This is a genomic window from Pseudoduganella sp. UC29_106 (assembly GCF_044055365.1).
GTDB lineage: Bacteria > Pseudomonadota > Gammaproteobacteria > Burkholderiales > Burkholderiaceae_D > Rugamonas.
Genome location: NZ_CP171977.1, coordinates 669,326 through 696,213 on the forward strand (window position 1 = coordinate 669,326; position 26,888 = coordinate 696,213).

The following is a 26,888-nucleotide window of genomic DNA, read 5'->3' on the forward strand; positions in this document are numbered from 1 at the left end:
TTAAAATCTTTCACAGAAAGTCAAAACATGAAAACTTTTTCCGCTAAGGGCCATGAAGTCCAGCGCGATTGGTTCGTGATTGACGCGACGGACAAAGTCCTCGGCCGTGTTGCCAGCGAAGTGGCACGCCGACTGCGCGGCAAGCATAAGCCAGAATTCACCCCTCACGTTGACACCGGCGACTTCATCGTTGTCGTGAACGCAGGCAAACTGCGCGTGACCGGCACCAAGGCAACCGGAAGACCTACTACCGTCACTCCGGCTACCCGGGCGGCATCTACGAGACCAACTTCCTGAAGATGCAACAGCGCTTCCCGGGCCGCGCCCTGGAAAAGGCTGTCAAAGGCATGCTGCCGAAGGGTCCTCTGGGCTACGCCATGATCAAGAAGCTGAAAGTGTACGCTGAGGGTTCCCACCCGCACGCTGCCCAGCAACCTAAAGCACTCGAATTCTAAGGAACTGACATGATCGGTAACTACAACTACGGCACCGGCCGTCGCAAGAGTGCAGTTGCTCGTGTGTTCATCAAGGTTGGCACTGGCCAAATCATCGTGAACGGCAAGCCTGCTTCGGAATACTTCTCCCGCGAAACCGGCCTGATGGTGATCCGTCAGCCGCTGGAACTGACCGGCAACGTCGAGCGTTTCGACATCAAGGTAAACGTGCATGGCGGCGGTGAGTCCGGCCAGGCAGGTGCAGTGCGCCACGGCATCACCCGCGCCCTGATCGACTACGATGCAGGCCTGAAGGGCGATCTGGCCCGCGCCGGCTTCGTCACCCGCGACGCTCGTGAAGTTGAGCGTAAAAAAGTGGGTCTGCGCAAAGCACGCCGCGCAAAGCAGTTCTCGAAGCGTTAATTCGTTTCCTACAGCGTTTATCGCTGTGCAAAAAGGCCGCTGGTTCGCTCCAGCGGCTTTTTTTCATCTGGCGCGCTATTTTGGCAGTGCTGATAAATGGGCGTCCCGTGGGCAGGTTGACGCTGGAATGAACGTTGGCGCGTAGGGCGGATCATTGATCCGCCGTGCCTGCGGGCCCGCGGCCTCGACAATTTTTCAACAAACGAACAAAGGTGAAGGAAAAAACATGATCAAAGTTGGCATCGTCGGCGGCACCGGATACACCGGGGTGGAATTGCTGCGACTGTTGGCCGTTCATCCGCAAGTGCAGCTGACGGCGATTACGTCGCGCAAGGAAGATGGCGTGCCAGTTGCCGATATGTATCCTTCCCTGCGCGGCCGCGTGAACCTGGCGTTTTCGGCGCCGGACAAGGCCGACCTGACCCAGTGCGACGTGGTGTTCTTCGCCACCCCGCACGGTGTAGCCATGGCGCAAGCGCCCGAGCTGCTGGCCAAAGGCGTCAAGGTCATCGACCTGGCGGCGGACTTCCGCATCAAGGACCCGCGCCGTGTTCGAAAAGACCTACAAGATCGATCACACCGCGCCTGAGCTGCTGGAACAGGCCGTGTACGGCCTGCCGGAGCTGAACCGCGAAGACATCAAGGCTGCCAAGCTGATCGCCAACCCGGGCTGCTACCCGACCACCATGCAGCTGGGCTTCGTACCGCTGCTGAAGGCCGGCCTGATCGACGCCGGCCACCTGATCGCCGACTGCAAATCCGGCGTGTCCGGTGCAGGCCGCAAGGCCGAGATCGGCATCCTGTTCTCGGAATCGTCCGACAACTTTAAAGCCTACGGCGTGGGCGGCCACCGCCACACCCCGGAAACCACGGCCCAGCTGCAGCGCTTTACCAGCGACAAGGTCAACCTGATCTTCACGCCGCACCTGGTGCCGATGATCCGCGGCATGCACTCGACCCTGTACGGCCGCCTGACCAGGGAAGTTTCCAACGAAGAACTGCAAAAGCTGTTCGAAGACGCCTACAAGGACCAGCCTTTCGTGGACGTGATGCCGTTCGGCTCGCATCCTGAAACCCGCTCGACCCGCGGCGCGAACATCCTGCGCCTGGCGCTGCACCGCCATGGCGATACTGTCATCGTGCTGGTGGTGCAGGACAACCTGGTCAAGGGCGCGTCCGGCCAGGCGGTGCAATGCATGAACCTGATGTTCGGCCTGCCGGAAGGCATGGGCCTTGAGAACATCGCCCTGATGCCATAACTGACCCAGGTAGCGTGGCTGGACCGGCCCCAAGCGGCCAGCCACGGCATGGTCTATAATGGTTCAACTGAATTTAGCTAGGAGTAACACATGACTGCAGTAGCCGAAGCGCAAGACGTGATCCCGGCGCCGATCGTATTCACCGACGCGGCCGCTGAAAAGGTAGCGCAACTGATCGAAGAAGAGGGCAACCCGGACCTGAACTGCGCGTATTCGTGCAGGGTGGCGGCTGCTCCGGCTTCCAGTACGGTTTCACCTTCGACGAAATCGTCAACGAAGATGACACCACGATGATGAAGAACGGCGTCCAACTGCTGATCGACTCGATGAGCTACCAGTACCTGGTGGGCGCCGAGATCGACTACAAGGACGACCTCGAAGGCGCCCAGTTCGTGATCAAGAACCCGCAAGCCACCTCGACCTGCGGCTGCGGTTCCTCCTTCAGCGTGTAACGCACCTCGCCGGCGCCGCCTGGCGCCCGGCTCAGCGTGGGTAGAGCGCGCCGAGAATGCGCTCGCCCCGCGCGCCCGTCACGGCCGGCAGATTGCCCGGCTGACGTTCCCCAAACCTGAATGCCAGCCACGCAAAGGCCAGCGCCTCCACGCGATTGGGCGGCACGCCCAGCGCATCCGTAGTCTTCACCGACACGTTCGCTCCCAGCTCCGCCTGCAGTTCGCGGATCAGCGTTGCGTTATACGCTCCGCCTCCGCAAAGGAAGACGGCTTCCGTCTGGTATTCCTTGATGGCGTTGGCCAGGCTGATTGCCGTGAGACGGGTCAGCGTGAACATCACATCCTCGGGCGCCGCGTTGGTGAACGGAGCCAGGCGGGCATCGAGCCAGTCCGCATGGAACAGGTCGCGGCCAGTAGACTTCGGCGCCGGCAGGGAGAAGTAGGGCTCCGCCAGAAGCGCCGCCAGCAGGCCCGGCACTTCCTTGCCGGAAGCGGCCCAGGCGCCATCCTCATCGTATTCCTTGCCCAAGTGGCGTCCGATCCACGCATCCATCAGCACATTGCCCGGGCCGGATCGAATCCGGCCACGTGGCCGTCCGCATGCAGCACCGAGATATTGCCGATGCCGCCGATATTGGCGAGCACGCGCGTGCGGCCCGGTTCACCGAACATCGCGTGGTGGAAGGCGGGTACCAGCGGCGCGCCCTGGCCGCCGGCGGCGATGTCGCGGCTGCGGAAGTCGGCAATCACGTCGATGCCGCACAGCTCGGCGAGCAGGGCAGGGTTATTGGTCTGGCGGGTGAAGCCGAGTTCAGGACGGTGGCGGATGGTCTGGCCATGCACGCCGACTGCGCGCACATCGGCGGCTTTCATGCCGGCCTTTACCAGCAGGCCGGCGACGCACTCGGCATAGATCGCGGCCAGCTGGTTCGCGGCCAAAGCTTCGCGCTCGAGTTCGTTGGGGGAGGCGGCTTGCAGGGCCATCAGCTCGGCCCGCAGCGCGGGAGGAAAGGCGACGTAGGCGGCGGACATGGTGCGCGCGGCGCCTGCCCAGAAATCGACCAGCACGCCGTCGACACCGTCCAGGCTAGTGCCGGACATCAATCCGATATATAAACTCATGCAGTTCTCCCCGACAATTTGCACGTATTGTGCACTATGTGGGGGGCGCTGCAAATGGAAGAACCCACGGCGTGAACCAAGTGTCTGCCACGATGTGGCAGACACTAGATTTGGGCCTTGGGTTCTTGCGTGTGTGGGTGGCGCTTCAGTTGAAAGAACCCACGGCGTGAACCAAGTGTCTGCCACGATGTGGCAGACACTAGTTTTGAGCCTTGGGTTTTTACTTGGCCGCGAGCGTGCTGGTGGAGCCAGCCGGGCGCAGCAGCGCGAAGCGGTGGATCATGTCGCCGGCCACAGTCTTGAAGCGGGACATTTCAGCAGCGGTCAGCGGGGCCTGGGCTTCGACGTTCAGCTTGCCCGGGTCCTTCGCTTCGCCGCCCACGCGGAATTCGTAGTGCAGGTGAGCGCCGGTCGACCAACCGGTGGTGCCCACATAGCCGATCACATCGCCCTGCGACACTTTCTGGCCCTTCTTCATGCCGGAAGCGAAGCGGCTCATGTGCGCGTAAGCGGTGGTGTAATTATTCCAGTGCTTCAGCACGACCACATTGCCGTAGCCGCCTTGCTGGCCGGCGAAATCGACGGTGCCGTCGCCCGCAGCGCGGATCGGCGTGCCGGTTGCAGCGGCAAAGTCGATGCCCTTGTGCTGTTTCCAGTTGCCCGAGATCGGGTGCACGCGCATCGAGAAGCCGGAAGAAATACGCGAGAACTCCAGCGGCGACTTCAGGAAAGCCTTCTTCAGTGCCTTGCCGTCGAAGCTGTAATAGCCGCCCTGTTTGGTCGATGGATCTTCGAACCACACGGACTGGTAGGTCACGCCCTTGTTGGTGAACTCGCCAGCCAGGATGCGGCCTGCGCGCACGAACTCGCCGTCCTGCCAGAAGGTTTCGTAGACGACGTTGAATTTGTCGCCGCGCTTCAGGTCGGAGCGGAAGTCGATATTGGTCGAGAACATTTCCACGATCTGCGCGACCACGGAATCCGGCAGGCGGCTGCCGTCTGCGCTCGAGTCCGTTGCAGCGAACAGCGTGGTGGTGATGTCGCGGGCATGGATTTCGACACGGCGTTCCAGTTGTGCGGGAACTTCTTCAGCCGTGAAGGCGTCTCCCTTGCGGGTGACGGAGATATTCTTGACAGGGTTATCCTTGCCATCGACCACGGTGGCGCGCAGCCACAGCAGGTTGCCGTCTTCATCGGTCTGGGCCTGCACGCGTTTGCCGGTGCGCAGCTGCATCACGCCTTTCGCGACCTTGTCCTTCTTGATGAAGGTTTCGGCGGCGTCATCTTCCACACCGAGGCGCGTCATCAGGGTGGCGAGGGTGTCGCCGGCGCGGATCTTCTCTTCGTGGATGTAGGTCTGGGAGCTTTCTTGCTGCTGCAGGGCCGCGATCTGGGTAGACAGGTCGGGCAGCTGGATATCCTGGGCAATGGTCTTGACGGGCAAGTCACTCGCGTCGGGCGCAAGTGGGGCAACACCGGCGGCACCGAAGGCGCAAACTGCCAGGAACAGGGCAGAGGCGCTGACGATCCGCGCCTTGCGCGTCGAACCTAGCAGATTGTACAAGCCGGAGCTCGTGAACTTGTTTATAGGGTTCATGCAATCAGTTAAAATTTGCCGCTTGAACTTTTAGAATCTTGTTATTTCGATCTAAGTTATTGATTTGTCTCGTTTTCGTCTGGCGGTATGGATGGGATCGCGCATTATAACCTAGTCCGAAGCCGTGCCAACAATTTGAGAGAATTTCGTTTAAACATGGATACCAACACCGCTTCGCCACAAAAGGCGACCGCAACCATCCTGCCGTTGTCGGACAACGTACAGGAAGCCCTCGCCATCACCAAGCGCGGCGTCGATGAACTGATCATCGAAAGCGAGTTTGCCCAAAAGCTGGCGCGCTCCGAACAAAGCGGCGTGCCGCTGCGCATCAAGCTGGGCCTGGATCCAACCGCGCCCGACCTGCACCTCGGCCACACCGTGGTGCTGAATAAAATGCGCCAGCTGCAGAACCTGGGCCACCAGGTGATCTTCCTGATCGGCGACTTCACGTCGATGATTGGCGATCCTTCCGGCCGCAACGTCACGCGTCCTCCGCTGACGCGCGAGCAGATCGAGCTGAACGCGCAGACTTACTTCAAGCAGGCATCGCTGGTGCTCGACGCTTCGAAGACCGAGATCCGCTACAACTCCGAATGGTGCGATCCGCTGGGTGCGCGCGGCATGATCCAGCTCGCGTCGCGCTACACCGTGGCGCGCATGATGGAGCGCGACGACTTCGCCAAGCGCTTCAAGAACGGCACGCCGATCTCCGTGCATGAATTCCTCTACCCGCTGATGCAGGGCTATGACTCCGTCGCCCTGAAGGCCGACCTGGAGCTGGGCGGCACCGACCAGAAGTTCAACCTGCTGGTGGGCCGCGAGTTGCAGAAGGACTACGGGCAGGAGCAGCAGTCGGTGCTGACCATGCCGCTGCTGGAAGGCCTGGACGGCGTGGATAAGATGTCCAAGTCGAAGAACAATTACATCGGCATTACGGAACCGGCAAACACCATGTTCGCCAAAGTGATGTCCATTTCCGATGTGATGATGTGGCGCTACTACGAACTGCTGTCGTGGAAGTCGATCGACGAAGTGACTGGCCTGAAGAAGGCGATCGAAGGCGGCGCCAATCCGCGCGACGCGAAAGTGGCGCTGGCGCAGGAAATCGTGGAGCGCTTCCACTCGCGCCAGGCGGCCGAGGATGCGCTGGCAGACTTCGTCAACCGTTCGAAGGGCGGTATTCCGGAAGATGTGCCGGAAGTTGCCGTGTCCGGTGCGCCTCTTGGTATCGGCCAGCTGCTGAAACAGACCAATCTGTGCGCCTCCACTTCGGAAGCGCTGCGCATGATCGACCAGGGCGGCGTGCGCATCGATGGCGCCGTGGTCAGCGACAAGGCGCTCAAGGTCGAGGCCGGCACCTTCGTGCTGCAAGTCGGCAAGCGCAAGTTCGCGAAAGTGACCCTGTCCGCATGATCGGCCTGCTGCAACGCGTATCGTCCGCCAAGGTTGTCGTAGATGGCGCTACCATTGGCGCCATCGACAGCGGATTGATGGTGCTGGTGTGCGCCGAGAAAGGCGATACGGAACGCGAGGCGGACCAGTTACTTGCAAAGCTTTTGTCGTATCGCGTGTTTTCTGATGACGCTGGTAAGATGAACAGGTCCGTCACCGATGTGGCGGGCGGCCTGTTGCTGGTGCCGCAGTTCACGCTGGCGGCGGATACGAACTCGGGCACTCGCCCTTCGTTCTCGCCCGCTGCTGCACCGGCCGACGGGCAGCGCCTGTTCGAATACTTCGTGCGCCAGGCGCGCGCGAAGCATGCAGTGGTGGAAACCGGCATGTTTGGGGCGGATATGAAAGTGTCGCTGACCAATGATGGACCGGTTACTTTCTGGTTGCAGGTGGGGCCTAAACCGTAAGAGCTAGTGTCTGCCACGATGTGGCAGACACTTGGTTCGGGGCCGCGGCCTAAAAACAGGTGTCTGCCACATCGTGGCTGACACCAGACTTTCGGGTTCATATATGAAGCTCTGGAGCGATACTTTCAAAGACGGCGCGGCCATCCCCGGCGCGAACGCCTTCGCAGTCAAGGACCCGGCCACGCACGTGCGCCTGTCCTCCAACCGCAATCCCCACCTGGCGTGGAGCGAAGTGCCGGCCGGCACCGAATCGCTGGTGCTGGTGTGCATCGATGGCGATGTGCCGACCATCGGCGATGATGTGAACCAGGAAGGCAAGACCCTGCCGGAATCCATGCCGCGCGCGGACTTCTTCCACTGGTCGCTGATCGACATCCCGCTCAAGCGCACGTCCATCGCGGAAGGGGAGTTCTCGTCCGCCGTGACGCCGCGCGGCAAGCCGGGGCCGTCGGTTGAGGGCAGCAGGGAAGCGCTGCGCCATGGCGTGAACGATTACACGGGCTGGTTCGCCGGCGACAAGGAAATGTCCGGCGACTATTACGGCTATGATGGCCCGTGCCCGCCATGGAACGACGAGCGCGTGCACCACTATATATTCAGGCTGTACGCGCTGGATATCGCGCGCCTGCCGCTGGAAGGCCGCTTCACGGGCCCGGATGTCTGCAAGGCCATCCACGGCCACATTCTCGACGAAGCCCAGATCATCGGCACTTATACCCTGCGCTAAATGAAGACCAGTATCATCCTGATCCGTCACGGAGAGACGGAATGGAACGCCGTGCGCCGTCTGCAGGGCCATATCGACATTCCCCTCAGCGAGGTCGGCCGACGCCAGGCGCTCGCGCTGGGACGCGCCCTGGCCGGCGAGCAGATCGACGCCATCATATCCAGCGACCTGGGGCGCGCACGCCAGACGGCGGAAGCGGTCGTGGCCCACCATGGCCTGCCGCTGCAGATGGACCCGGCCTTGCGCGAGCGCGCCTATGGCGTGTTCGAAGGCTTGCTGTATACGGAAATCGCCGAGCGCTACCCGATCGAATTTGCCGAGTGGCAGGCGCGCGACGTCGATTCCATCATGCCGCATGGCAATCGCTTGGCTGAAAGTTTCCGACAGTTCTATGAGCGCTGTACCGGCGCCATCGCCGGCTGGGCTGCCCAGTGGCCAGGGAAAACGATTGCCCTTGTCGCCCACGGCGGCGTGCTGGAGTGTGCTTACCGCGCCGCCAACCAGATGGCGCTGGACAGCCCGCGCGACTTCCAGGTGAAGAACGCAAGCATCAACCGTTTCACAATGGAAGCAACAAAACTCGCCCTGGAGCAATGGGGTGATGTAGCACATTTACAAACCGCCACCATCGACGATTTGTAGGACGGATCGCTCTGTTGCGTCTGCGCACGTCCGTACACTATTTTTCCTCACGAAAACACTGTTTCATAACGTCCAAGCTGCACACTTGCCGTTTAAATAAAAAATAGTGCTTATATTTTGTGCAGAGCTTCGGTTAGAATAATCGGTTTCTTCGCTCAGTTCTTGGAAGTCGCTAGTGAAAATCGGCCCGCATTTACTCCGAAATAACGTTTTCGTTGCCCCCATGGCAGGCGTGACGGATCGCCCGTTCCGCCAGCTGTGCAAGGAGCTGGGCGCGGGATATGCGGTTTCCGAAATGGCCGCGTCCAATCCGCGGCTGTGGGCCAGCGAGAAGAGTTCGCGCCGCATCGACCATGCGGGCGAGATGGAGCCGAAAGCCGTGCAGATCGCCGGCGCCGATCCGGGCGAGCTGGCCGAATGCGCCAAATTCAACGTCGACAAGGGCGCCCAGATCATCGACATCAATATGGGCTGCCCGGTCAAGAAGGTCTGCAACAACTGGTGCGGCTCCGCACTGCTGCAGTTCGAGGACCTGGTCGAACGCATCCTGAACACCGTGGTCCCGGCGGTGGATGTGCCGGTGACCCTGAAGTTCCGCACCGGCTGGAACCGCGAAAACAAGAATGCCCTGAACATCGCCCGCATCGCCGAACAGGCCGGCATCCAGATGCTGACCCTGCACGGCCGTACCCGCGCCGACGGCTACACGGGCGATGCCGAATATGAAACGATCGCCGCTGTGAAAGCCGCCGTGAAGATCCCGGTGGTGGCCAACGGCGATATCACCACCCCGGACAAGGCCCGCTATGTGCTGGACAAGACCGGGGCAGATGCCGTGATGATCGGCCGCGCCGCCCAGGGCCGCCCCTGGATCTTCCGCGAAATCGACCATTTCCTGCGCACCGGCGAATACCTGCCGGCGCCGCTGGTGGCCGAAGTGCGCAAGCTGATGCACGAACACCTGTGCGCCCATTACGCCTTCTATGGCGAATACCTGGGCGTGCGTACCGCGCGCAAGCATATCGGCTGGTATGTGCGCGACCTCCCAGGCGGGGAGGCATTCCGTCAGGAAATGAACCGCCTCGAATCGACCGAAGAACAACTCCGCGCGGTCGACAGCTTCTTTGAATCCCAATGGAAGTATGGTGAGCGGTTACAATACCGCCTCGCCGAAGAACAGCTGGCTGCCTGACCGGCGCCCGCTATGGCAAAAAATTTAGCAGAATGACAACAACATGAGCAAAGAAAGTATCCAGGAAGTCGTCCAGAAAAGCCTAGAAGACTACTTCAATGACCTGGGTGAGCAGCAGGCATCGAATATCTATGACATGGTCGTGATGACGGTCGAACGTCCCATCCTCGAAGTGGTGATGACGCGCGCCGATGGCAACCAGTCGCATGCCGCCCAGATGCTCGGCATCAACCGCAATACCTTGCGCAAGAAGTTACAGGAACACGGCCTGCTGTAAGGCTCGCTCTACCGTCCGGCTCCCAATGTGGCTGTGACCGGCCTGTGGGGCCGTGGGTTTGTTCAACCAGAATATTCACCAACCTCCCTCCACAGCCATGATCAAACAAGCTCTCATCTCCGTTTCCGACAAGACCGGCGTCCTGGAATTCGCCAAGTCTCTGTCGGCAATGGGCGTCAACATCCTGTCCACCGGCGGCACTGCCAAGCTGCTCGCCGATAACGGCGTTCCGGTCACGGAAGTCGCTGACTACACCGGTTTCCCGGAAATGCTGGATGGCCGTGTGAAGACCCTGCACCCGAAAGTCCATGGCGGCATCCTCGCACGCCGCGACCTGCCGGAGCATATGAGCAAGCTGGTCGAGCACGATATGCCGACCATCGACATGGTGGTGGTCAACCTGTACCCGTTCCAGGCCACGGTTGCCAAGGACAGCTGCACCCTGGACGACGCGATTGAGAACATCGACATCGGCGGCCCGACCATGCTGCGTTCCGCTGCCAAGAACCACAAGGACGTGGTGGTGATCTGCGATCCGTCCGACTACGGCGCGGTGCTGGCCGAGATGAAGACCACGGACAACGCGCCGGGCTACGTCAGCTACGAGACCCGCTTCATGCTGGCCAAGAAGGTATTCGCCCACACTGCCCAGTACGACGGCGCCATCACCAACTACCTGAGCAGCCTGGGTCCGGACCGTTCGCACGCCAACCGCAACGCCTATCCGAAGACCCTGAACGTGCACTTCGAAAAAGTGCAGGACATGCGCTACGGTGAGAACCCGCACCAGTCGGCCGCTTTCTACCGCGACCTGACGCCGGTGGCCGGCGCACTGGCGAACTACCGCCAGCTGCAGGGCAAGGAACTGTCCTTCAATAATATCGCTGACGCGGACGCGGCCTGGGAATGCGTGAAGTCGATGGGCAGCACCGCCTGCGTCATCATCAAGCACGCCAATCCTTGCGGCGTGGCCCTGGGCGCAACCGCACTGGAAGCCTACCAGAGCGCACTGAAGACCGACCCGACTTCGGCCTTCGGCGGCATCATCGCCTTCAACGTGCCGGTCGACGGCGCAGCGGCCACCGAACTGGCCAAGCTGTTCGTGGAAGTGCTGATCGCACCTGCGTTCACCGCGGAAGCGCTGCAGATCATGTCCGCCAAGCAGAACGTGCGCCTGCTGGAAATCCCGCTGGGCGAGGGCGTGAACGCGATGGACTTCAAGCGCGTGGGCGGCGGCCTGCTGGTGCAGTCGGCCGATGCCAAGAATGTCCACATCAATGACCTGAAGGTCGTCACCAAGCTGCAGCCTACCCAGCAGCAGCTGCAGGACCTGATGTTCGCATGGCGCGTGGCCAAGTACGTGAAGTCGAACGCCATCGTCTTCTGCGGCAATAACATGACGCTGGGCGTGGGCGCGGGCCAGATGTCCCGCATCGACTCGGCACGCATCGCTTCCATCAAGGCGCAGAATGCTGGTTTGTCGCTGGGCGGTTCCGTGGTCGCTTCCGATGCGTTCTTCCCGTTCCGCGACGGCCTGGATGTGGTGGTTGATGCAGGCGCCACCTGCGTGATCCAGCCGGGCGGCTCCATGCGCGACCAGGAAGTGATCGACGCCGCCAACGAGCGCGGCGTGGTCATGCTGTACACCGGCGTGCGCCACTTCCGCCATTAAAACCCGAGTCGTAACCCTGGTGTCTGCCACGCCGTGGCAGACACCTGTTTTACGCCGTGGGTTTTATTTGACCCGCCGGGCCCGCCTACATACAATCAACCAATGATAATTCTAGGCATCGACCCCGGCTTGCGCACGACCGGCTTTGGCGTCATTCAAAAGCAGGGCACCAAGCTGCGCTACATCGCCTCCGGCACGATCAAGAGTGGCGAAGGCGAACTGCCCGAGCGGCTAAAGGTCATCCTGGATGGCGTCAGCGAAATCGCCGCCACCTACAAGCCCGATTGCGCAGCGATCGAAAAAGTCTTTGTCAACGTCAATCCCCAATCGACTTTGCTGCTGGGCCAGGCCCGCGGCGCCGCCATCTGCGCGCTGGTGACCAATGCCTTGACCGTCGCAGAATACTCGCCGACGCAGCTGAAACAAGCCGTAGTCGGCACCGGCCGCGCTACCAAGGCCCAGGTGCAGGACATGGTCTCGCGCCTGCTCGCGCTGCCCGGCCTGCCCGGTACCGATGCCGCCGACGCGCTCGGCGTCGCCATCTGCCATGCTCACTCGCACGCCACGCTGTCCGTGGTGCAGACCGGCCATCCCGCCCTGTCCGGACTGCGCATGAAACGCGGCCGCCTGGTCGGCTAATACTTATTAAGGAACCCCATGATCGGACGTCTCTCCGGCATCCTGCTCGAAAAAAATCCGCCGCAACTGCTGGTTGACGTGCAAGGCGTCGGCTACGAAGTCGATGTCCCCATGAGCACCTTCTACAACCTGCCGCACACCGGCGAGCGCGTGACGCTGTTCACCCACCTGACCGTGCGCGAAGACGCGCACCTGCTGTTCGGCTTCGGCAACGCCGAGGAACGCGCCGTCTTCCGCCAGCTGATCAAGATCTCCGGCGTCGGCGCGCGCACCGCGCTGTCCATTTCTCTCCGGGCTTTCGATCGCGGACCTGGCGCAAGCGGTCACACTGCAGGAAGCGGGACGCCTGGTCAAAATTCCTGGCATCGGCAAGAAAACCGCCGAGCGCCTGCTGCTCGAACTGAAGGGCAAACTCGGGGCGGAACTTGGCGCCGGCGGCGGCACCCACCCTGTCCACGATTCCCAGTCCGACATCCTCAACGCTCTGCTGGCACTGGGCTATTCCGACAAGGAAGCCGTGCTCGCCCTGAAGACCGTTCCCGCCGGCGCCACTGTCTCGGACGGCATCAAGCAGGCGCTCAAGGCGCTTTCCAAAGGCTGAGCGCCGCCAGCGTGAGCCCCGGGGTTTTTCTGGAGAACCGGTCTAATTCGGTCGAAAAGCGGCTCAACGGGTCTAAACAGATCCAAAAGTCTCGCCTCGTTGTATAAAACGATCTAGAAAATCGGGCCGAATGTCTAATCCGGTCCGTTTTTTGGGGATGAAAGTCTAAAAGGGTCCCCAAATCACTTCCTGCCAGCAAGCTCTAGACTAGTTTCGCGCCAAGGCCGCGAACCGATGAGCTAGCTTCTCACGACGCCGAGCCCAACCGCTGACAATCTGGTTGACGAACTAGCAAGCTGTCCAACCGGGTCTAAAAAGATCATCAGGGCAACGGAACATAGATGGTTTTAGACTTTGGCTCGATAAAAATAGACCGAATTGGATTTACAATCCGATTTTCCAGACCGTTCTAGATTGACGGGCGCAATTTTTATACACGTTTAGGTCGTTCCAGAGCGATTTAGATCGGATTAGACTCAGCGACGATCTGAGATACCCTTCCCCCAACGGCGGTTGGCCCGGAATCCATGAAGAACGCTAAAAAGACCCAGCTCATGCGCTTCCCCAATGCGACGGTACGAGATCCCCGCATCGAGTCCTGGATGCTTGATCATCGCGGTAACCTGGGCGCAATTGCACAACACTGGTTTGCATTCATGCGCAATCGCGGTGATGACGTGCGCGAGGTGCTGCACGATGGCCACCCAACCGCCTGCGTCGGCGACGCGGCATTCGCCTACGTCAACGCTTTCAGGGATCACGTGAACGTGGGCTTCTTCCGAGGCGCCCAAATCGCCGATCCCGCGGGGCTACTGGAAGGCACCGGAAAATTCATGCGGCACGTGAAACTGAGACCAGGCTCGCCTATTGATGCATCAGCTTTGGAAGCACTCGTTGAAGCCGCACACAAGGACATGCTGGCTCGAGTGGAAGCTGAATCTGAGACGATAGCAACGAACTTGTAAGGAGCGCTGATGGAATGCGCATGCGTTTGCCGTCTTGGTAGCGCTCGATTCAATGGTATGGTTAAGCAACTCTCTGACAATCGAGACCTGGACTTGAAATGAATGCTTTAAGCCGAAACCAGAGGCTCATGACCGACACACGCTAACGCCATGCGACCACTTCGATACTCAATCAACGTCACGTTAGACGGCTGCTGCGATCACCGTGTAGGCATCGCTGACGAAGAACTGCATCGTCACGCAGTCGATAACCTGAATCGCGCCGATGCGCTCCTGTTTGGCCGGGTAATTTATGAAATGATGGAAGTCGCGTTTCGGTCGCCACGTTCCGTGCCTATGCCCGATTGGATGGAACCCTTCGCACGGACCATCGATGCGGCAAAGAAGTACGTCGTCTCGAGTACCCTGGCGCAGGTCGATTGGAATGCAGAGCTTTTGCGCGGCGATCTGGTGGACGCCGTTCAGAAGCTCAAACAGCATCCTGGCAAGGGCCTGTTCCTGGGCGGAGTAAAGCTGCCCCTTGCGTTGGCAGAGGCAGGCCTGATCGACGAGTACGAGTTCGTCATTCATCCAAGGCTGGTGGGCCATGGCCCGACGGTGTTCGCCGGGCTATCGAAGTACGTCGATTTGAAGCTCGTCGAACGGCTGGAGTTCCGCTCCGGTGCGGTCGCGATGCGGTATGAACCGCGAAGGTAGCCTTGCCAGCTGCGGCTTGGGCTGATGTGAATTGGCGTCGGAGGAAATCGGTGCCCGATTCGCTGGAAGTTGAAACGTTGGCCGGGGACTTCGAATCAAAGTATGGAATACAGCTAGACAGCATTTGGCACGAAGAAGTCAAGACCGAGTGACCTGGCCTGAAAGGCTTACTTTAGGAAGGGAGCATCGATTGGTTACGTTCGATCGTCATAACTCGGAAGCGCTCTATCACGGCACAAAGGCCGACCTGAAAATGGGGGACCTGATCCAGCCAGGCTTTTCCTCAAACTATGGCACGCGAAAGGAAGCCAGGTTCGTGTACCTCACCGCTACGTTGGACGCGGCAACTTGGGGCGCCGAACTGGCCGTTGGGGAAGGGCGCGGGCGGATATACATCGTGGAGCCCACCGGGCCCTACGAAGACGATCCGAACCTGACGAACAAACGCTTCCCGGGCAATCCGACCAGGTCCTATCGGACACGCGATCCTTTGCGCGTCATTGGCGAGGTGGCCGATTGGACGGGCCATTCGCCCGAAAGGCTCAAGGAAATGCGCGATCATCTGGAGAGCCTCAAGGAGCGTGGCATAGAGGCCATCGAAGAATAACGCCAGGGAGGACGCATGAAGGCCGAACTGCTATCGATCCTGCAGGCCCGCTTCGAGAAGAACATGCAGCGGCACAAAGGCACCGCGTGGCCGGACGTGCAAGCCCGGCTCGAAGCCCATCCCGCTGCATTGAAGTCGTTGCAGGCAATGGAAGACACTGGCGGCGAGCCTGACGTCATCGGCTACGACGAGGCCACGGGGCGCTATGCGTTCTGCGACTGCTCCGCCGAAAGTCCGAGCGGACGCCGCAGCCTGTGCTTCGACCGCGAAGCGCTCGAGTCGCGCAAGGAAAACAGGCCTGAGGGCAGTGCGATAGATGCCGCCGCCGCAATGGGCGTCGAACTGCTCACGGACGAACAGTACCGCGCGCTGCAGCAGCTCGGCGAGTTCGATTCGAAGACTTCCAGCTGGATCAGGACACCGGATGATGTCAGGTCCCTGGGCGGCGCGCTGTTCTGCGACAGGCGCTATGGCCGCGTGTTCGTCTACCATAACGGCGCGCAATCCTATTACGCCGCGCGCGGCTTCCGTGGAACGCTGGTGGTCTGATGGGCGTCGATTGCGCAATCGAGGCAACCCGACTGGTTTCTCGCGCCTGTTCGCACCGTTCATGGCCGCGGCCATCCGTCGCGCAAACAACAAGGACCTGGCCCGCCTCAAGAAACTAATGGAGTCCGCACATGCCCGTTGACCCAAACCTATTGTCATCACTCGCGAGCGACTATGCGAAGGACATAAGCAGCATCCGCGGACGGCGCGTGCAGCGGCTCGTGAAGCGCGAGTTTGCCGGGGCGGAACGTGTGATGATCGTGAATGGCGGCGACAGCGCGCCCGGTGTCCTGGGCGTTTCGTCCAGTGGAGCGGCATTTTGTGCGACCAATGGCAAGGGACCTTCTGCGTCGCTTATCAAATGGCTGCATGGGGCGGCGGACGCGCTGGAAGTCCGCTTCGATTTGCTGAAGGATTCCTTGCCCGTTCTGAGCTCCCGGTCCGTGCCGGTTGTGGCATCCATGGCGCTTGAGGCGCAGTCGCGAAAATGAGCGAACAGTCGATTCTTTATCCGGTCTTCGCGCTCGCATTCTGGACCAGTCTTGTGCTGCTGCTTATCCCTATCGTCCGCGCACGCGCCGTCAAGCGCCGCGAGATCGTTGTGGACGATTTCAAATATGGCGAGTCCCCGGCGGTGCCTTGCCACGTGAGCTTGCCGAACCGGAATTACATGAATTTGCTGCAGGCGCCGATGCTGTTTTATGTCGCCTGCATTGTGGCCTATGTTGCACATGCCGCCTCGCCGCTGGCGCTCGGACTTGCGTGGGCGTATGTAGCTTTGCGCGTGGTGCACAGTGTGATCCATCTTAGCTATAACAATGTCATTCACCGGCTTACAGCGTTTGGGTTGAGTAATGTGGTGCTGGCTTTGTTGTGGATCATGGTCTGGCAAGCACTCGCGTGATCAACCACTCCATTGCGGACCTGCCTAAGCCCGGACCCAAGTCGGCGCAGATGCTGATCGCTTGCGGGATTACTTCTGTCGAACAGGTGCGCCAACTGGGCGCTGGAAGGGGCGATCACGGGAGTGCGTTGGCAGGAAGCCGCGCGTGGCCAGGCGCTGTCGGCGCTGCCGTTCGAGGTTTCGCCGATGTCGCGGCCACGCAGTGCGGCTTCCTGCATCTGCCGGCGGGATGGTTCGGCGAGCTGCATCCGTCGCCCATTCCGACGTGGATCTTCGTTTTGCGCGGCGAGATGGAGTTCGAGGCGACCGATGGAGGAACGCGCCGAATCACGCCAGGCAGTGCAGTTCTGCTGGAAGATACGACAGGGCGGGGTCATGTCAGCCGCGTGCTGGGTGATGAAGATGCCATGCTGGCGGTGGTGCGTCTGCCAGGCAACGCCGACGCGGGTTGACGCTCGCCATTTATGCAAAAAGCTTCATATTGCATCCGTGTTTAGACGATGCTAGCCTTGGCAGCATGGCAGGAGCCGCGAGATCGCCGTACTTATATTGGGGGAGACAACGATGCAACTGGCAGACTACAAACAATTGGTAGAAGTGATCGGCGATGCGGTGGTGGTGTGCGACGCGGCCGGTGCAATCACCGTATGGAACGATGCGGCGGTGCGCATGTTCGGCTTCACGCGCGAGGATGCGATGGGCAAGTCGCTGGATATCATCATTCCGGAACGCCAGCGTACCCGTCATTGGGACGGCTATCACAAGACCATGAGCACCGGCCAGACCCGCTACGGCAGCGACCTTCTGCGCGTGCCGGCGCTGCACAAGGATGGACACACTCTGTCGATCGCATTCACAGTCGCCATCTTGCACGATGAGGAACGCAACGTGGCAGCAATTGTCGCCGTCATCCGCGACGAAACCGTGCGCTGGGGCGAGGAGCGCAAGCTGAAGGCGCGCGTGGCCCAGTTGGAGGCTGAGGCCGCGGCCTGACGCCAGCCCGATTGCCTCTTCGGCGTTGCAAAGGCGGCGGATTCAATGGCGGTTATCGATCATCTGATCCTCAAGGTCAACGATCTTGCGTCGAGCGTCAGGTTCTACACCGAGATCCTTGGCTTTGCCCTCGAAGGCGTTGACGGGCCGTTCACCGTGATCCGTGTCGGGCCGGAATGCCAGCTCCAGCTTGCGCCCTGGGGGACGGCGGGCATGGAACATTACGCCTTCGCGGTATCGGGAACGGAATTCGACGCGATACGGGCGCGGCTCGAGGCGGCGGGCATCGGCTATGGCCCGACTTTCGACTCTGTCGGCTCGAACAAGGGTATAGGCGAAGAAACCGGCGCGCGCGGCCCGGCGCCCACGCTCTACTTCAATGACCCGAACAACCATTTGTTGGAAATCAGAACTTACGAGCGCAAATGAGCGCCGCGCACCGAGCCTTGATAGAATCATGCCCTGAACATTTATACAGTGCCCGGCATGAGTATCCAAACCGACAACTTCACTGAACAGCGGATTATCGACGCTGCCCCGTCCTCGCCCAACGAGGAGGCGATCGAGCGTGCGTTGCGTCCGAAGCTGCTCGATGAGTATGTCGGGCAGACGAAAATCCGGGATCAGCTGGAAATCTTCATCGCGGCGGCGCGCAAGCGCAGCGAGGCGCTGGACCATACGCTGCTGTTCGGCCCACCGGGCCTGGGCAAGACCACGCTGGCGAACATCATCGCGCGCGAGATGGGCGTGAACCTGCGCCAGACTTCGGGGCCCGTGCTGGAGCGCCCGGGCGACCTGGCGGCGATCCTGACCAACCTGGAAGCGAACGATGTGCTGTTCATCGACGAAATCCACCGCCTGTCGCCCGTGGTCGAGGAAATCCTTTACCCGGCGCTGGAGGATTATCAGATCGACATCATGATCGGCGAAGGCCCGGCCGCGCGCAGCGTGAAGCTGGACCTGCAGCCCTTCACCCTCGTCGGCGCCACCACGCGCGCCGGCATGCTGACCAACCCGCTGCGCGACCGCTTCGGCATCGTCGCGCGATTGGAGTTCTACACCACGGAAGAACTGGCGAAGATCGTCGCCCGCAGCGCCACGCTGCTGAAGGCGAACATCGACGACGGCGGCGCACTGGAAATCGCCCGTCGCGCGCGCGGTACGCCGCGCATCGCCAACCGCCTGTTGCGCCGCGTGCGCGACTATGCGGAAGTGAAGTCGAATGGCGACATCACCAAGGAACTGGCCGATGCCGCCCTGCGCATGCTGGACGTCGACCACGTCGGCTTCGATGTGATGGACCGCAAGCTGCTGGAAGCGGTGCTGTACAAGTTTGGCGGCGGCCCGGTAGGTATCGGCAACCTGGCCGCCGCCATCGGCGAAGCTGCAGACACGATCGAAGACGTGCTGGAACCCTACCTGATCCAGCAAGGCTTCCTGCAGCGAACCCCGCGCGGACGCGTGGCTACGGCGGCCGCCTACCAGCACTTCGGCGTCACCCCGCCGCGCAGCAGCCTCACCGGCGACCTGTGGGACCAGTAAGCGCGGGCTGATGGACGAACTGCGCGCCATATCGACCTTCGTCCTCGCCGCCGAATCGGGCAGCTTCAACAAGGCTGCGGAAGCGCAGAACACCACGCCGCAAGCCGTCAGCAAGACCATCCGCCAACTGGAGCAGCACCTTGGCGTGCGCCTGTTCCACCGTACCACGCGGCGCAGCACGCTCACCGAGGAGGGCGAGCGTCTGCTGGAATCCGTGAAGCCAAGCCTCGACGGGCTGGTTGGCGCCTTGAGCAAGGCGCGCAGCGCGGCGCAGGAAGACGAAGGCGTGGTGCGCATCGCCGCCGCCGGGGCGGTAGGACGCAAGGTGCTGATGCCCTTGCTGGCCGAATTCCAGCAACGATATCCAAAGATCAGTGTGGAGCTGGTATTGTCCGATGGCTTCAGCGATATCGTCGGCGAGCGTATCGATGTTGGCTTTCGCGCGGGCAGCGCACCGGACCTGCAGGTCGTCGGCCGCAGGCTGTTCCCGATCCAGCTCATCGTCTGCGCCACGCCGGCCTACTTGGCGCAGCATGGCCGTCCGCGCAAGGTGGATGACCTTCTGGCCCACCGCTGCATCGGCTATCGCCGTCCCGGGACGGGACGCCCGGTACCGTGGGAGTTTGAGGTGGACAACGAAGTCGTCCAGCAGCATATGAACGTGGCGCTTTGCTGCAGCGATTCGGAAACGGAAGCGCAAGCCGCGCTGGCGGGCATCGGCATCGGCCAGATCGATAGCATCAACGCTGCCCCGGCGCTGCGCAACGGTGAACTGGTACCGCTGCTGGTGCAGACGGTCAGCGAACGCATGGGTCTCTACCTTTATTACGCCCAGCGGCGCGACATGCCGGGCCGCGTGCGGCGTTTCATCGATTTCGCCGTCGAACGGCTGAACGGCAGCCAGGAGTTCTCGCTGACGCGCAAGGAATTGCAGCGATTATCAACCAATAGGTGATACTGAAACCGTGTGCCAGGACTACTTCGGTTGTCCTTAAATTTCTATAGTTCTCCCAACGCCGCACAACGCGGCCTCACTCAAGGGAGAACGACATGGAAAACCAACTCAATGGCCGCGTGGCCGTCATCACCGGCGCTTCCAGCGGCATCGGCCTGCACACCGCAAGGCTGCTGGCGGGGCAGGGCGCAAAGGTAGCCCTGCTGGCGCGCCGCAAGGAGACGCTGGAGCGCGAAGTGGCTGACATTGAACGCGCCGGCGGCATCGCAATGGCGCTCGCAGTCGATGTCACCGATCAGGCTTCGGTCGATGCTGCTGCGGCGACAGTGCTGCAAACCTGGGGGCCGGCCAGCCTGGTGTTCAACAACGCCGGCGTAATGCTGCCGGGCGCGATCGAGGAGGACAAGCGCGGCGAGTCCACCAGGCAGATCGACCTGAATGTGCAGGGCGTGATGCACGTAACTCACGCCTTCGTTCCGCAACTGCTGCAGGCGGCGGCGAACGGCGTGCAGGCGGACCTGATCAACACTTCGTCCATCGCCGGGCAGTACATCTACCCGTACTTCTCCGTCTACAGCGCAACCAAGGCTTTCGTCAGCCACCTGACACGCCATATGCGCGCCGAACTGGGTGCGAAAAATGTACGCGTTTCGGTGATCGAGCCGGGCATCACGTCGACCGAGCTGCAAGGCCACGTCACCAGCCAGGGTGTAAAGGATTGGCTGGCCGATGCGGCGCAGAAGTATGAGTTCCTGAAGCCGGAGGACGTGGCCGAAGTGGTGCGCTTCCTGGCCGTGCAGCCCCCGCGCGTGAACCTGATGCAGGTGGTTGTGATGCCGACCGGGCAGGCGACTTAAGGCAGGGTTATACTGCATGGCTCATGAATAACTCAGGAATGACCATGCAGAAATCCTTGTTGCGACGCGCCGCCCTTAGCCTGGCCTTTGGTACGTCGGTGGCGGCGCAGGCGGCGGTGCCCGTGCAGGGCTATGTGGTGAAACAGTCTTTCCCGCACGATGAGCAGGCCTTCACGCAAGGCCTGTTTTTCATGGACGGTTACCTGTATGAGAGCACGGGCCAGTACGGCGCGTCGTCGGTGCGCAAGGTCGACCTGAAAACGGGCAAGGTGCTGCAGAAGCGCGACCTGCCGGCACAGGTGTTCGGCGAGGGCATTGCGCCCGTTGGCGGCAATATCGCGGCGCTGACCTGGATGAACCAGGGCGGCTTCATTCTGGATGGCGCCACCTTCGCGCAGAAGGCGGTCTTCGAATACAAGGGCGAGGGCTGGGGCCTGACCAGCAATGGCGAGAGCGTGTACATGAGCGATGGCACGTCCTATATCCGTGTGCTGAATTCGGCCACGATGCAGGAGACGCGCCGCATCCACGTCACGGCCGAGGGCTTGCCGGTCACGCGCATCAACGAGCTGGAATGGGTCGATGGCCTGATCTACGCGAATGTGTGGCAGACGGACCGCATTGCGCGCATCGATCCGATGTCCGGCAAGGTGATAGGCTGGATCGACCTGAGCGGCCTTTCCGCGACGGCCGGCGCGGCGCATGACGCGGACAATGTTTTGAATGGCATCGCCTATGATGCCAAGTCGAAGCGCCTGTTCGTCACCGGCAAGCGCTGGCCGAAGCTGTTTGAGATTGAACTCAAGCCGGCGAAGAAATAACTCCCGCGGGCCGGCGGCGCCTTAGAAAACCCAAGGCGTGAAGCTGGTGTCTGCCACATCGTGGCAGACACCAGGTTTATGCCGTGGGTTTATTGCTCGCGCACCCAGGTCTGCGAGCGGCCCAAGAGCGGCATGCCGATATAGCCGCGTACCTCCAGCTTCTTGCCGCCGTCGGCCACTTTCAGCTTGCTGCGATAGACCTTGCCGTTGTTCGGGTCCAGGATTTCGCCGCCGGTATATTCGGCGCCATCTTTTTTCAGGCCGGTCAGCATCGTCATGCCGATGATGGGCTGGTTCTTGCGCGCGTCGGAGCACTTGTCGCAGACGGGGTTCTGCTCCTCGTCCGCGCCGCGGAACAGTTTCTCGATCTTGCCTTCCAGTACGCCGTTGGTCTCCGTGATGCGGATCAGGGCTTTCGGCTTGCCGCTCACATCGTCGATGTTCTTCCACAGGCCTACCGGGGTGTCCTGGGCAAAGGCCGGCAGGGTGGCCATGGCGGCAATGGCCAGAATGGTGTGCAGCGGTGCGCGCATTCAAAGTCTCCTTATTGGTTTGGGGTGTCAGCCAGTGTAGCAAAGGAGGCCGTGCCGCCAAGGCCAATTCAGTGACTTTGGAGTGCCAACTCTAAAACGGGACAGTGCAACAGGCGGGTTGCTCCATTCTGGAACACCCAAGGCCAAAAACAAGTGCCTGCCACGATGTGGCAGGCACTAGGTTTAAGGTGCTGGTTTGAAAGCCTCCTGCGTGGCACAAAGGTTGCGTATTCAGGTAGTGAAAGTCCTCGGACCTTCGCCACCAAACCTACATCAAGGAGACTGTCATGCAATGGAGCAAGCCTGAAGCCATCGATTTCCGCTTTGGCTTTGAAATCACGCTGTATATCTTCAACCGCTAAGGGGCGCGCGGCCGCTGCGTGAGTGGCGGCCGCCATGCATCATGAAGATCATCGTACTCGGCTCGGCAGCCGGCGGCGGCTACCCGCAGTGGAACTGCAACTGCCATAACTGCGACGGCCTGCGCCGCGGCGCTATTCGCAGCCGTCCACGCACCCAATCCTCGATCGCGATTTCCGCCAATGGCCAGGACTGGCTGCTGGTGAACGCCTCGCCCGACATCCTGACCCAGATCCGCGCCACGCCGGCGCTGCAGCCGGCCCGCACTGCACGTGACAGCGGCATCGCCGCCGTGCTGCTGATGGACGCGCAGGTGGATCACGTCACCGGCCTGATGATGCTGCGCGAAGGGAAGCGCATTCACCTCTACTGCAGCGCAGCGGTGTGGGAGGACCTGAACGCCGGTTTGCCCTTAGCCCGCGTGCTGTCCCACTACTGCGGCGTGGAATGGCACGAGCTGCCGGTGGCGCAGGGCGATCGCTGCAGTTTCAGCGTGCCTCAGCTGGAAGGCTTGCGCTTTACCGCCGTGCCGCTGGACAGCAAGGCGCCGCCTTATTCGCCGCATCGCGATGCGCCCGTCGCCGGGGACAACATCGGTCTGCTGGTGCAGGACCTCGCCACCGGCAGCAAGCTTTTTTACGCGCCGGGACTGGGCAGCATCTCGCCGACAACGGCAGCGGCCATGCGCGAAGCGGACTGCCTGATGGTGGACGGCACGTTCTGGACCGAGGACGAAATGATCACGCTGCGCTTCTCAAGCAAGCCTGCGGCGGCGATGGGCCACCTGCCGCAGTCCGGTCCCGGCGGCATGATCGAGGTGCTGGACGGGCTGCCTGCCAGCCGCAAGGTCCTCATCCACATCAACAACACCAATCCCATCCTCGATGAAGAGGCGCCGCAACATGTGCTGCTGCGCCGTCATGGAATCGAGGTCGCCTTTGACGGAATGGAGCTCGAATTATGAACATGATGTCCCGACAGGAGATCGGTTTCCAGCCGCGCTGGGACAAAGCCACCTTCGCCGCGCAGCTGATGGCCAAGGAAGTGCACTATCACATCCACCATCCTTTCAATGTGCGCATGCAGGAGGGCAGTCTGACGCCGGACCAGATCCGCGGCTGGGTCGCCAACCGCTTTTATTACCAGATCAAGATTCCGCAGAAGGATGCGGCGATCCTGGCGAATTGTCCGGACCGCGAAACGCGCCGGCGCTGGCTGGTGCGCATCCAGGACCACGATGGGGGCGACGGGAATCCGGGCGGTATCGAGGCGTGGACGCGGCTGGGCGAGGCGGTCGGCATTCCGCGCAATGAGCTTTGGTCGCTGCGCCATGTGCTGCCGGGGGTGCGCTTTGCGGTGGATTCTTACGTGAACTTCGCGCGGCAAGCTTCGTGGCAGGAGGGGGTGTGCTCGTCGCTGACGGAGATGTTTGCGCCGAAGATCCATAAGGACAGGCTGGCGAGCTGGCCGCGGAATTATCCGTGGATCGAGCCGGAGGGGTTGCAGTATTTCCGCAGCCGGGTTTCGTTGGCCGAACGGGATGTGGAGCATGGACTGGCCGTTACGCTGGCTTATTTCCAGACGCGCGAGCAGCAGGAGCGGGCGCTGGAGATCCTGCAGTTCAAGCTGGATGTGCTGTGGTCGATGATGGATGCGATTGAGTTGGCTTACGCTTGATTGTGGTGGTGCGCAGGCACGGCGGATCAATGATCCGCCCTACGCTGTGCCGGAACGCATCCGGTGATTGCCGGCACGGGGCGCTATTGGCCCGACAGGGCTGTAGGGCGGATCATTGATCCGCCGTGAATGGACGGGGGAGACAAATATGGATGCGATCGAACAACCCAAACTGTCGCGGATGTTCCGGCTGCAGTGGGAAGAAGCGCAGAACGCTTATGTGCTGCTGTACCCGGAGGGACTGGTGCGGTTGAACACCAGCGCGGCGGAGATCCTGAAGCGCTGCGACGGCCGCAGCGCGCTGGCGGATATCGTGGCGCAGCTGGAGCAGGCTTTTAACGCCAGCAACCTGGCGCAAGACGTGCAGGCCTTCGTGGCCGATGCGCGGCAGCGAGGCTGGCTTGTGTAGCGCGCCCGCACGGCAGGCAGCAGCGCCCATGGCGCCGCCCATGTGGCTGCTGGCCGAGCTGACTTACCGCTGTCCGCTGCACTGCGTGTTCTGCTCGAACCCGGTGGACTACGCGACCCGCCGCGAGGAGCTGAGCACGGAGGAGTGGGTCGACGTGCTGCGCCAGGGCCGCAAGCTGGGGGCAGCGCAGCTGGGCTTCTCCGGCGGGGAACCGCTGCTGCGCGACGACCTGGAGGAGCTGGTGGCCGAGGGCCGCCGACTCGGCTACTACACGAACCTGATTACCTCCGGCATCGGCCTGACGGAAGCGCGCCTGCGCCGCCTGACCGAAGCGGGGCTGGACCACATCCAGCTCTCCTTCCAGGATTCGACCCGCGAAATGAACGACTTCCTGAGCAGCACCCGCACGTTCGAGCTGAAGTCGCGCGTGGCGGCGCTGATCAAGCAGTTCGATTACCCGATGGTGCTGAACGTGGTCCTACATCGCTATAACCTGGACCACGTCGCGCGCATCATCGAGATGGCGCTGGCAATGGGCGTGGAATATCTGGAGCTGGCCAACACGCAGTACTATGGCTGGGGCTTGGTCAACCGCGCGCAGCTGATGCCGACGCAAGAGCAATTGCGCAAGGCCGAAGCGGTCGTGAACGAATACCGCGAGCGCATCGGCAACCGGCTGCGCATCCTGTTCGTGGTGCCGGACTATTTCGAATCGCGACCCAAGGCGTGCATGAACGGCTGGGGGGCGGTGTTCCTTGGCGTGTCGGCGGACGGCGCAGCCTTGCCCTGTCACGCTGCGCGCAGCATCCCCGGCATGCAGTTTCCGGACGTGCGCAAGGAAAGCCTGCGCGACATCTGGTATGACAGCGCGGCCTTCAACCGCTTCCGCGGCGATTCGTGGATGAAGGAGCCGTGCCGGACCTGCGACGACAGGCACAAGGACTTTGGCGGCTGCCGCTGCCAGGCGCTGGCGCTGACGGGCGATGCCGAGAATGCGGACCCGGTCTGCGGCAAATCGTCACATCACGGGGAGCTGAAACAGATCGTCGTGCATGCGCATCGCGCACAGGAGGAAGGGGAGTTGAAGCCGCTGGTGTTCCGCAGCGATTCGAATTCGCGCGCGCTCAGCCAGCCTCTTACTCAGCCCACTCCGGATCGGTCGTGAAGACGATGGTCAGCCAGCGGTCGGTGCTTTCTTCGCCGAGCGCTTCGCCGACCTCGTTGCGGATGGCATCCCATTCTTCCAGGCGCTTGGCCGGCCATTGTGTCGGCACGATGAAGAACAGCTCGATCTGGCGGCCGCGACCCACGCGCGCGACATAGGCGCGATAGGAATCGAAGCCGTGGCGCTGCACGGTGTCGGCGGCCACCGTATCGACGTGCTGCTTGAGGTCGGACGGCGTGACCAGGAGGATGTCCGCCAGCGCGCGGCGGATCACGCCGAGCGGCATGGGAATTACGGCAACGCAGACGAGGATCAGCACGAGCGGGTCGATGTAGGGCGTTACCCAGTCGAGACGCGTGCCGCGCACGGCCCAGCCGAAGATGAAGGCGGCAAGCAGGGCGCAGGCCATCGCCACCGTGATCCACCACGCTTTGGCGTCCAGCGCCACGAGGGCGGAGCCGATCCTGCGGTTGGCGATGGTGGCGTAGGTGCCCATCGCGGCAGCGGCCACCAGAGATATCAGGGCGTAGACGATGGCGTAGTCCAGCGCAATCATGTGGCCGCCTTCCATCAGGCTTTTTGCGGAGTTGATCAGGGCGTAGATCGCGGCGCCGACGAGCAGGGTGGCGTTCAGGCCAAGCACCATCGGTTCCAGGTGCCAGAAGCCCATCGTGAAGCGTTCGACCAGCTTGCGATTGTGCTCCCCGCGTTCGGCGGAAGCGGCGATCAGCTTCGCGATCAGCAGCGCGAGCATGGTCATCGTGGCGTCGACCAAGCCGTAGAAGCCGTCGAAGATGATGGATTCCGAACCGGCCAGCAGGCCGAAGGCAATGCCCAGCGCGGCCTGGAAGACCGCGGCAATGATGGAGAGACGGAGGAGGGATTGTTCGGTTGGCATGGCCGGCCCGAAGGGTGTAGGGCGGATCATTGATCCGCCGTGCATCCCGTCCCGCGGCCCG

The 26,888-nt window shown here is 61.7% G+C and carries 30 protein-coding genes and 5 pseudogenes; 31 read left to right on the forward strand and 4 right to left on the reverse strand.

From position 1 onward, the window contains the following. Positions 1 to 27 precede the first annotated feature (27 nt). From rplM to erpA, 4 genes and pseudogenes are all read left to right on the forward strand, one after another. Positions 28 to 455 (forward strand): annotated as a pseudogene (gene rplM, locus ACHMW6_RS03700) (50S ribosomal protein L13). Between the two features lie 9 nt (positions 456 to 464). Then, complete coding sequence (rpsI, locus tag ACHMW6_RS03705) at positions 465 to 857, forward strand: 30S ribosomal protein S9 (protein WP_107140763.1); 393 nt, start codon at positions 465 to 467, stop codon at positions 855 to 857. Between the two features lie 226 nt (positions 858 to 1,083). Further along, positions 1,084 to 2,116, forward strand: a pseudogene (gene argC, locus ACHMW6_RS03710) (N-acetyl-gamma-glutamyl-phosphate reductase). A 90-nt stretch (positions 2,117 to 2,206) separates the two neighbouring features. Beyond that, a pseudogene (erpA, locus tag ACHMW6_RS03715) lies at positions 2,207 to 2,568 on the forward strand (iron-sulfur cluster insertion protein ErpA). Positions 2,569 to 2,599: 31 nt separating this feature from the next. Here the strand turns inward: erpA and ACHMW6_RS03720 are convergent. Next, positions 2,600 to 3,690, reverse strand: a pseudogene (locus tag ACHMW6_RS03720) (anhydro-N-acetylmuramic acid kinase). A gap of 220 nt (positions 3,691 to 3,910) precedes the next feature. Continuing rightward, positions 3,911 to 5,287 carry a peptidoglycan DD-metalloendopeptidase family protein gene (locus ACHMW6_RS03725; RefSeq protein WP_395405654.1) on the reverse strand — a complete coding sequence of 459 codons (1,377 nt, stop codon included), beginning with the start codon at positions 5,285 to 5,287 and terminating at the stop codon, positions 3,911 to 3,913. Between the two features lie 156 nt (positions 5,288 to 5,443). Between ACHMW6_RS03725 and tyrS the strand changes: the two genes are divergently transcribed. The 22 genes and pseudogenes from tyrS (at position 5,444) to ACHMW6_RS03835 (ending at position 21,785) form a co-directional block, all read left to right on the forward strand. Further along, positions 5,444 to 6,700, forward strand: a complete 1,257-nt coding sequence (tyrS, locus tag ACHMW6_RS03730; protein WP_395405656.1) for a tyrosine--tRNA ligase — start codon at positions 5,444 to 5,446, stop codon at positions 6,698 to 6,700. After that, entirely contained in the window at positions 6,697 to 7,146 is a 450-nt protein-coding gene (gene dtd, locus ACHMW6_RS03735; protein WP_395405658.1) for a D-aminoacyl-tRNA deacylase, read from the forward strand. Before tyrS ends, dtd begins: the two co-directional genes overlap by 4 nt. A gap of 103 nt (positions 7,147 to 7,249) precedes the next feature. Further along, a complete protein-coding gene (locus tag ACHMW6_RS03740) occupies positions 7,250 to 7,873 on the forward strand; it encodes a YbhB/YbcL family Raf kinase inhibitor-like protein (protein ID WP_395405660.1) in 624 nt (207 codons plus the stop codon). Beyond that, entirely contained in the window at positions 7,874 to 8,515 is a 642-nt protein-coding gene (locus ACHMW6_RS03745; RefSeq protein WP_395405662.1) for a histidine phosphatase family protein, read from the forward strand. A 175-nt stretch (positions 8,516 to 8,690) separates the two neighbouring features. After that, a complete protein-coding gene (gene dusB / locus ACHMW6_RS03750; protein ID WP_395405664.1) occupies positions 8,691 to 9,707 on the forward strand; it encodes a tRNA dihydrouridine synthase DusB in 1,017 nt (338 codons plus the stop codon). Between the two features lie 43 nt (positions 9,708 to 9,750). Further along, entirely contained in the window at positions 9,751 to 9,984 is a 234-nt protein-coding gene (locus tag ACHMW6_RS03755; protein WP_395405666.1) for a helix-turn-helix domain-containing protein, read from the forward strand. 97 nt (positions 9,985 to 10,081) lie between these two features. Next, a complete protein-coding gene (gene purH, locus ACHMW6_RS03760; protein WP_395405668.1) occupies positions 10,082 to 11,656 on the forward strand; it encodes a bifunctional phosphoribosylaminoimidazolecarboxamide formyltransferase/IMP cyclohydrolase in 1,575 nt (524 codons plus the stop codon). Between the two features lie 102 nt (positions 11,657 to 11,758). After that, positions 11,759 to 12,295 (forward strand): crossover junction endodeoxyribonuclease RuvC, encoded by a 537-nt coding sequence (ruvC, locus tag ACHMW6_RS03765; RefSeq protein ID WP_395405670.1) that lies wholly within the window; start codon positions 11,759 to 11,761, stop codon positions 12,293 to 12,295. Positions 12,296 to 12,313: 18 nt separating this feature from the next. Next, positions 12,314 to 12,896: pseudogene (ruvA, locus tag ACHMW6_RS03770) on the forward strand (Holliday junction branch migration protein RuvA). Positions 12,897 to 13,423: 527 nt separating this feature from the next. Continuing rightward, positions 13,424 to 13,861, forward strand: coding sequence for a DUF1801 domain-containing protein (locus tag ACHMW6_RS03775; RefSeq protein WP_395405672.1), 438 nt, complete (start codon positions 13,424 to 13,426; stop codon positions 13,859 to 13,861). A gap of 150 nt (positions 13,862 to 14,011) precedes the next feature. Then, positions 14,012 to 14,557 (forward strand): dihydrofolate reductase family protein, encoded by a 546-nt coding sequence (locus ACHMW6_RS03780; protein ID WP_395405674.1) that lies wholly within the window; start codon positions 14,012 to 14,014, stop codon positions 14,555 to 14,557. A gap of 190 nt (positions 14,558 to 14,747) precedes the next feature. Then, the gene (gene arr, locus ACHMW6_RS03785) at positions 14,748 to 15,164 is read left to right on the forward strand and encodes an NAD(+)--rifampin ADP-ribosyltransferase (RefSeq protein WP_395405676.1); all 417 of its coding nucleotides are present in this window, start codon (positions 14,748 to 14,750) and stop codon (positions 15,162 to 15,164) included. Positions 15,165 to 15,179: 15 nt separating this feature from the next. After that, positions 15,180 to 15,713 (forward strand): DUF4256 domain-containing protein, encoded by a 534-nt coding sequence (locus ACHMW6_RS03790; RefSeq protein ID WP_395405678.1) that lies wholly within the window; start codon positions 15,180 to 15,182, stop codon positions 15,711 to 15,713. Between the two features lie 131 nt (positions 15,714 to 15,844). Continuing rightward, positions 15,845 to 16,204, forward strand: a complete 360-nt coding sequence (locus tag ACHMW6_RS03795) for a hypothetical protein (protein WP_395405680.1) — start codon at positions 15,845 to 15,847, stop codon at positions 16,202 to 16,204. Beyond that, a complete protein-coding gene (locus ACHMW6_RS03800; RefSeq protein ID WP_395405682.1) occupies positions 16,201 to 16,617 on the forward strand; it encodes an MAPEG family protein in 417 nt (138 codons plus the stop codon). The genes ACHMW6_RS03795 and ACHMW6_RS03800 overlap by 4 nt, the downstream gene beginning before the upstream one ends. Next, complete coding sequence (locus ACHMW6_RS03805; protein WP_395405684.1) at positions 16,614 to 17,069, forward strand: hypothetical protein; 456 nt, start codon at positions 16,614 to 16,616, stop codon at positions 17,067 to 17,069. Before ACHMW6_RS03800 ends, ACHMW6_RS03805 begins: the two co-directional genes overlap by 4 nt. A 112-nt stretch (positions 17,070 to 17,181) precedes the next feature. Beyond that, positions 17,182 to 17,610, forward strand: coding sequence for a PAS domain S-box protein (locus ACHMW6_RS03810; protein WP_395405686.1), 429 nt, complete (start codon positions 17,182 to 17,184; stop codon positions 17,608 to 17,610). A 45-nt stretch (positions 17,611 to 17,655) separates the two neighbouring features. Then, a complete protein-coding gene (locus ACHMW6_RS03815) occupies positions 17,656 to 18,039 on the forward strand; it encodes a VOC family protein (protein ID WP_395405688.1) in 384 nt (127 codons plus the stop codon). Between the two features lie 57 nt (positions 18,040 to 18,096). Beyond that, positions 18,097 to 19,152 carry a Holliday junction branch migration DNA helicase RuvB gene (gene ruvB, locus ACHMW6_RS03820; RefSeq protein ID WP_395405690.1) on the forward strand — a complete coding sequence of 352 codons (1,056 nt, stop codon included), beginning with the start codon at positions 18,097 to 18,099 and terminating at the stop codon, positions 19,150 to 19,152. Positions 19,153 to 19,162: 10 nt separating this feature from the next. Then, complete coding sequence (locus ACHMW6_RS03825) at positions 19,163 to 20,107, forward strand: LysR family transcriptional regulator (RefSeq protein ID WP_395405692.1); 945 nt, start codon at positions 19,163 to 19,165, stop codon at positions 20,105 to 20,107. Between the two features lie 95 nt (positions 20,108 to 20,202). Continuing rightward, on the forward strand, positions 20,203 to 20,964 hold the full coding sequence (locus ACHMW6_RS03830; protein ID WP_395405694.1) for an SDR family oxidoreductase: 762 nt from the start codon (positions 20,203 to 20,205) through the stop codon (positions 20,962 to 20,964). Positions 20,965 to 21,008: 44 nt separating this feature from the next. Then, positions 21,009 to 21,785 carry a glutaminyl-peptide cyclotransferase gene (locus ACHMW6_RS03835; protein WP_395405696.1) on the forward strand — a complete coding sequence of 259 codons (777 nt, stop codon included), beginning with the start codon at positions 21,009 to 21,011 and terminating at the stop codon, positions 21,783 to 21,785. Positions 21,786 to 21,874: 89 nt separating this feature from the next. Here ACHMW6_RS03835 and ACHMW6_RS03840 read toward each other — a convergent pair whose 3' ends face one another. Further along, the gene (locus tag ACHMW6_RS03840; RefSeq protein WP_395405698.1) at positions 21,875 to 22,318 is read right to left on the reverse strand and encodes a DUF2147 domain-containing protein; all 444 of its coding nucleotides are present in this window, start codon (positions 22,316 to 22,318) and stop codon (positions 21,875 to 21,877) included. 287 nt (positions 22,319 to 22,605) lie between these two features. On the opposite strand from ACHMW6_RS03840, the gene pqqA reads away from it, so the two are divergent. From pqqA to pqqE, 5 genes are all read left to right on the forward strand, one after another. Next, positions 22,606 to 22,680 (forward strand): pyrroloquinoline quinone precursor peptide PqqA, encoded by a 75-nt coding sequence (pqqA, locus tag ACHMW6_RS03845; protein ID WP_395408521.1) that lies wholly within the window; start codon positions 22,606 to 22,608, stop codon positions 22,678 to 22,680. Between the two features lie 38 nt (positions 22,681 to 22,718). Beyond that, entirely contained in the window at positions 22,719 to 23,642 is a 924-nt protein-coding gene (pqqB, locus tag ACHMW6_RS03850; protein WP_395408522.1) for a pyrroloquinoline quinone biosynthesis protein PqqB, read from the forward strand. A gap of 2 nt (positions 23,643 to 23,644) precedes the next feature. Further along, the gene (gene pqqC, locus ACHMW6_RS03855) at positions 23,645 to 24,355 is read left to right on the forward strand and encodes a pyrroloquinoline-quinone synthase PqqC (protein WP_395408523.1); all 711 of its coding nucleotides are present in this window, start codon (positions 23,645 to 23,647) and stop codon (positions 24,353 to 24,355) included. 148 nt (positions 24,356 to 24,503) lie between these two features. Next, the gene (gene pqqD / locus ACHMW6_RS03860; RefSeq protein ID WP_395405700.1) at positions 24,504 to 24,764 is read left to right on the forward strand and encodes a pyrroloquinoline quinone biosynthesis peptide chaperone PqqD; all 261 of its coding nucleotides are present in this window, start codon (positions 24,504 to 24,506) and stop codon (positions 24,762 to 24,764) included. A gap of 28 nt (positions 24,765 to 24,792) precedes the next feature. Next, positions 24,793 to 25,929: a pyrroloquinoline quinone biosynthesis protein PqqE gene (gene pqqE / locus ACHMW6_RS03865; protein WP_395405702.1), complete on the forward strand. Its 1,137-nt coding sequence runs from the start codon at positions 24,793 to 24,795 to the stop codon at positions 25,927 to 25,929. Here the strand turns inward: pqqE and ACHMW6_RS03870 are convergent. Continuing rightward, a complete protein-coding gene (locus ACHMW6_RS03870) occupies positions 25,901 to 26,857 on the reverse strand; it encodes a cation diffusion facilitator family transporter (RefSeq protein ID WP_395405704.1) in 957 nt (318 codons plus the stop codon). The genes pqqE and ACHMW6_RS03870 overlap by 29 nt on opposite strands. Positions 26,858 to 26,888 lie beyond the last annotated feature (31 nt).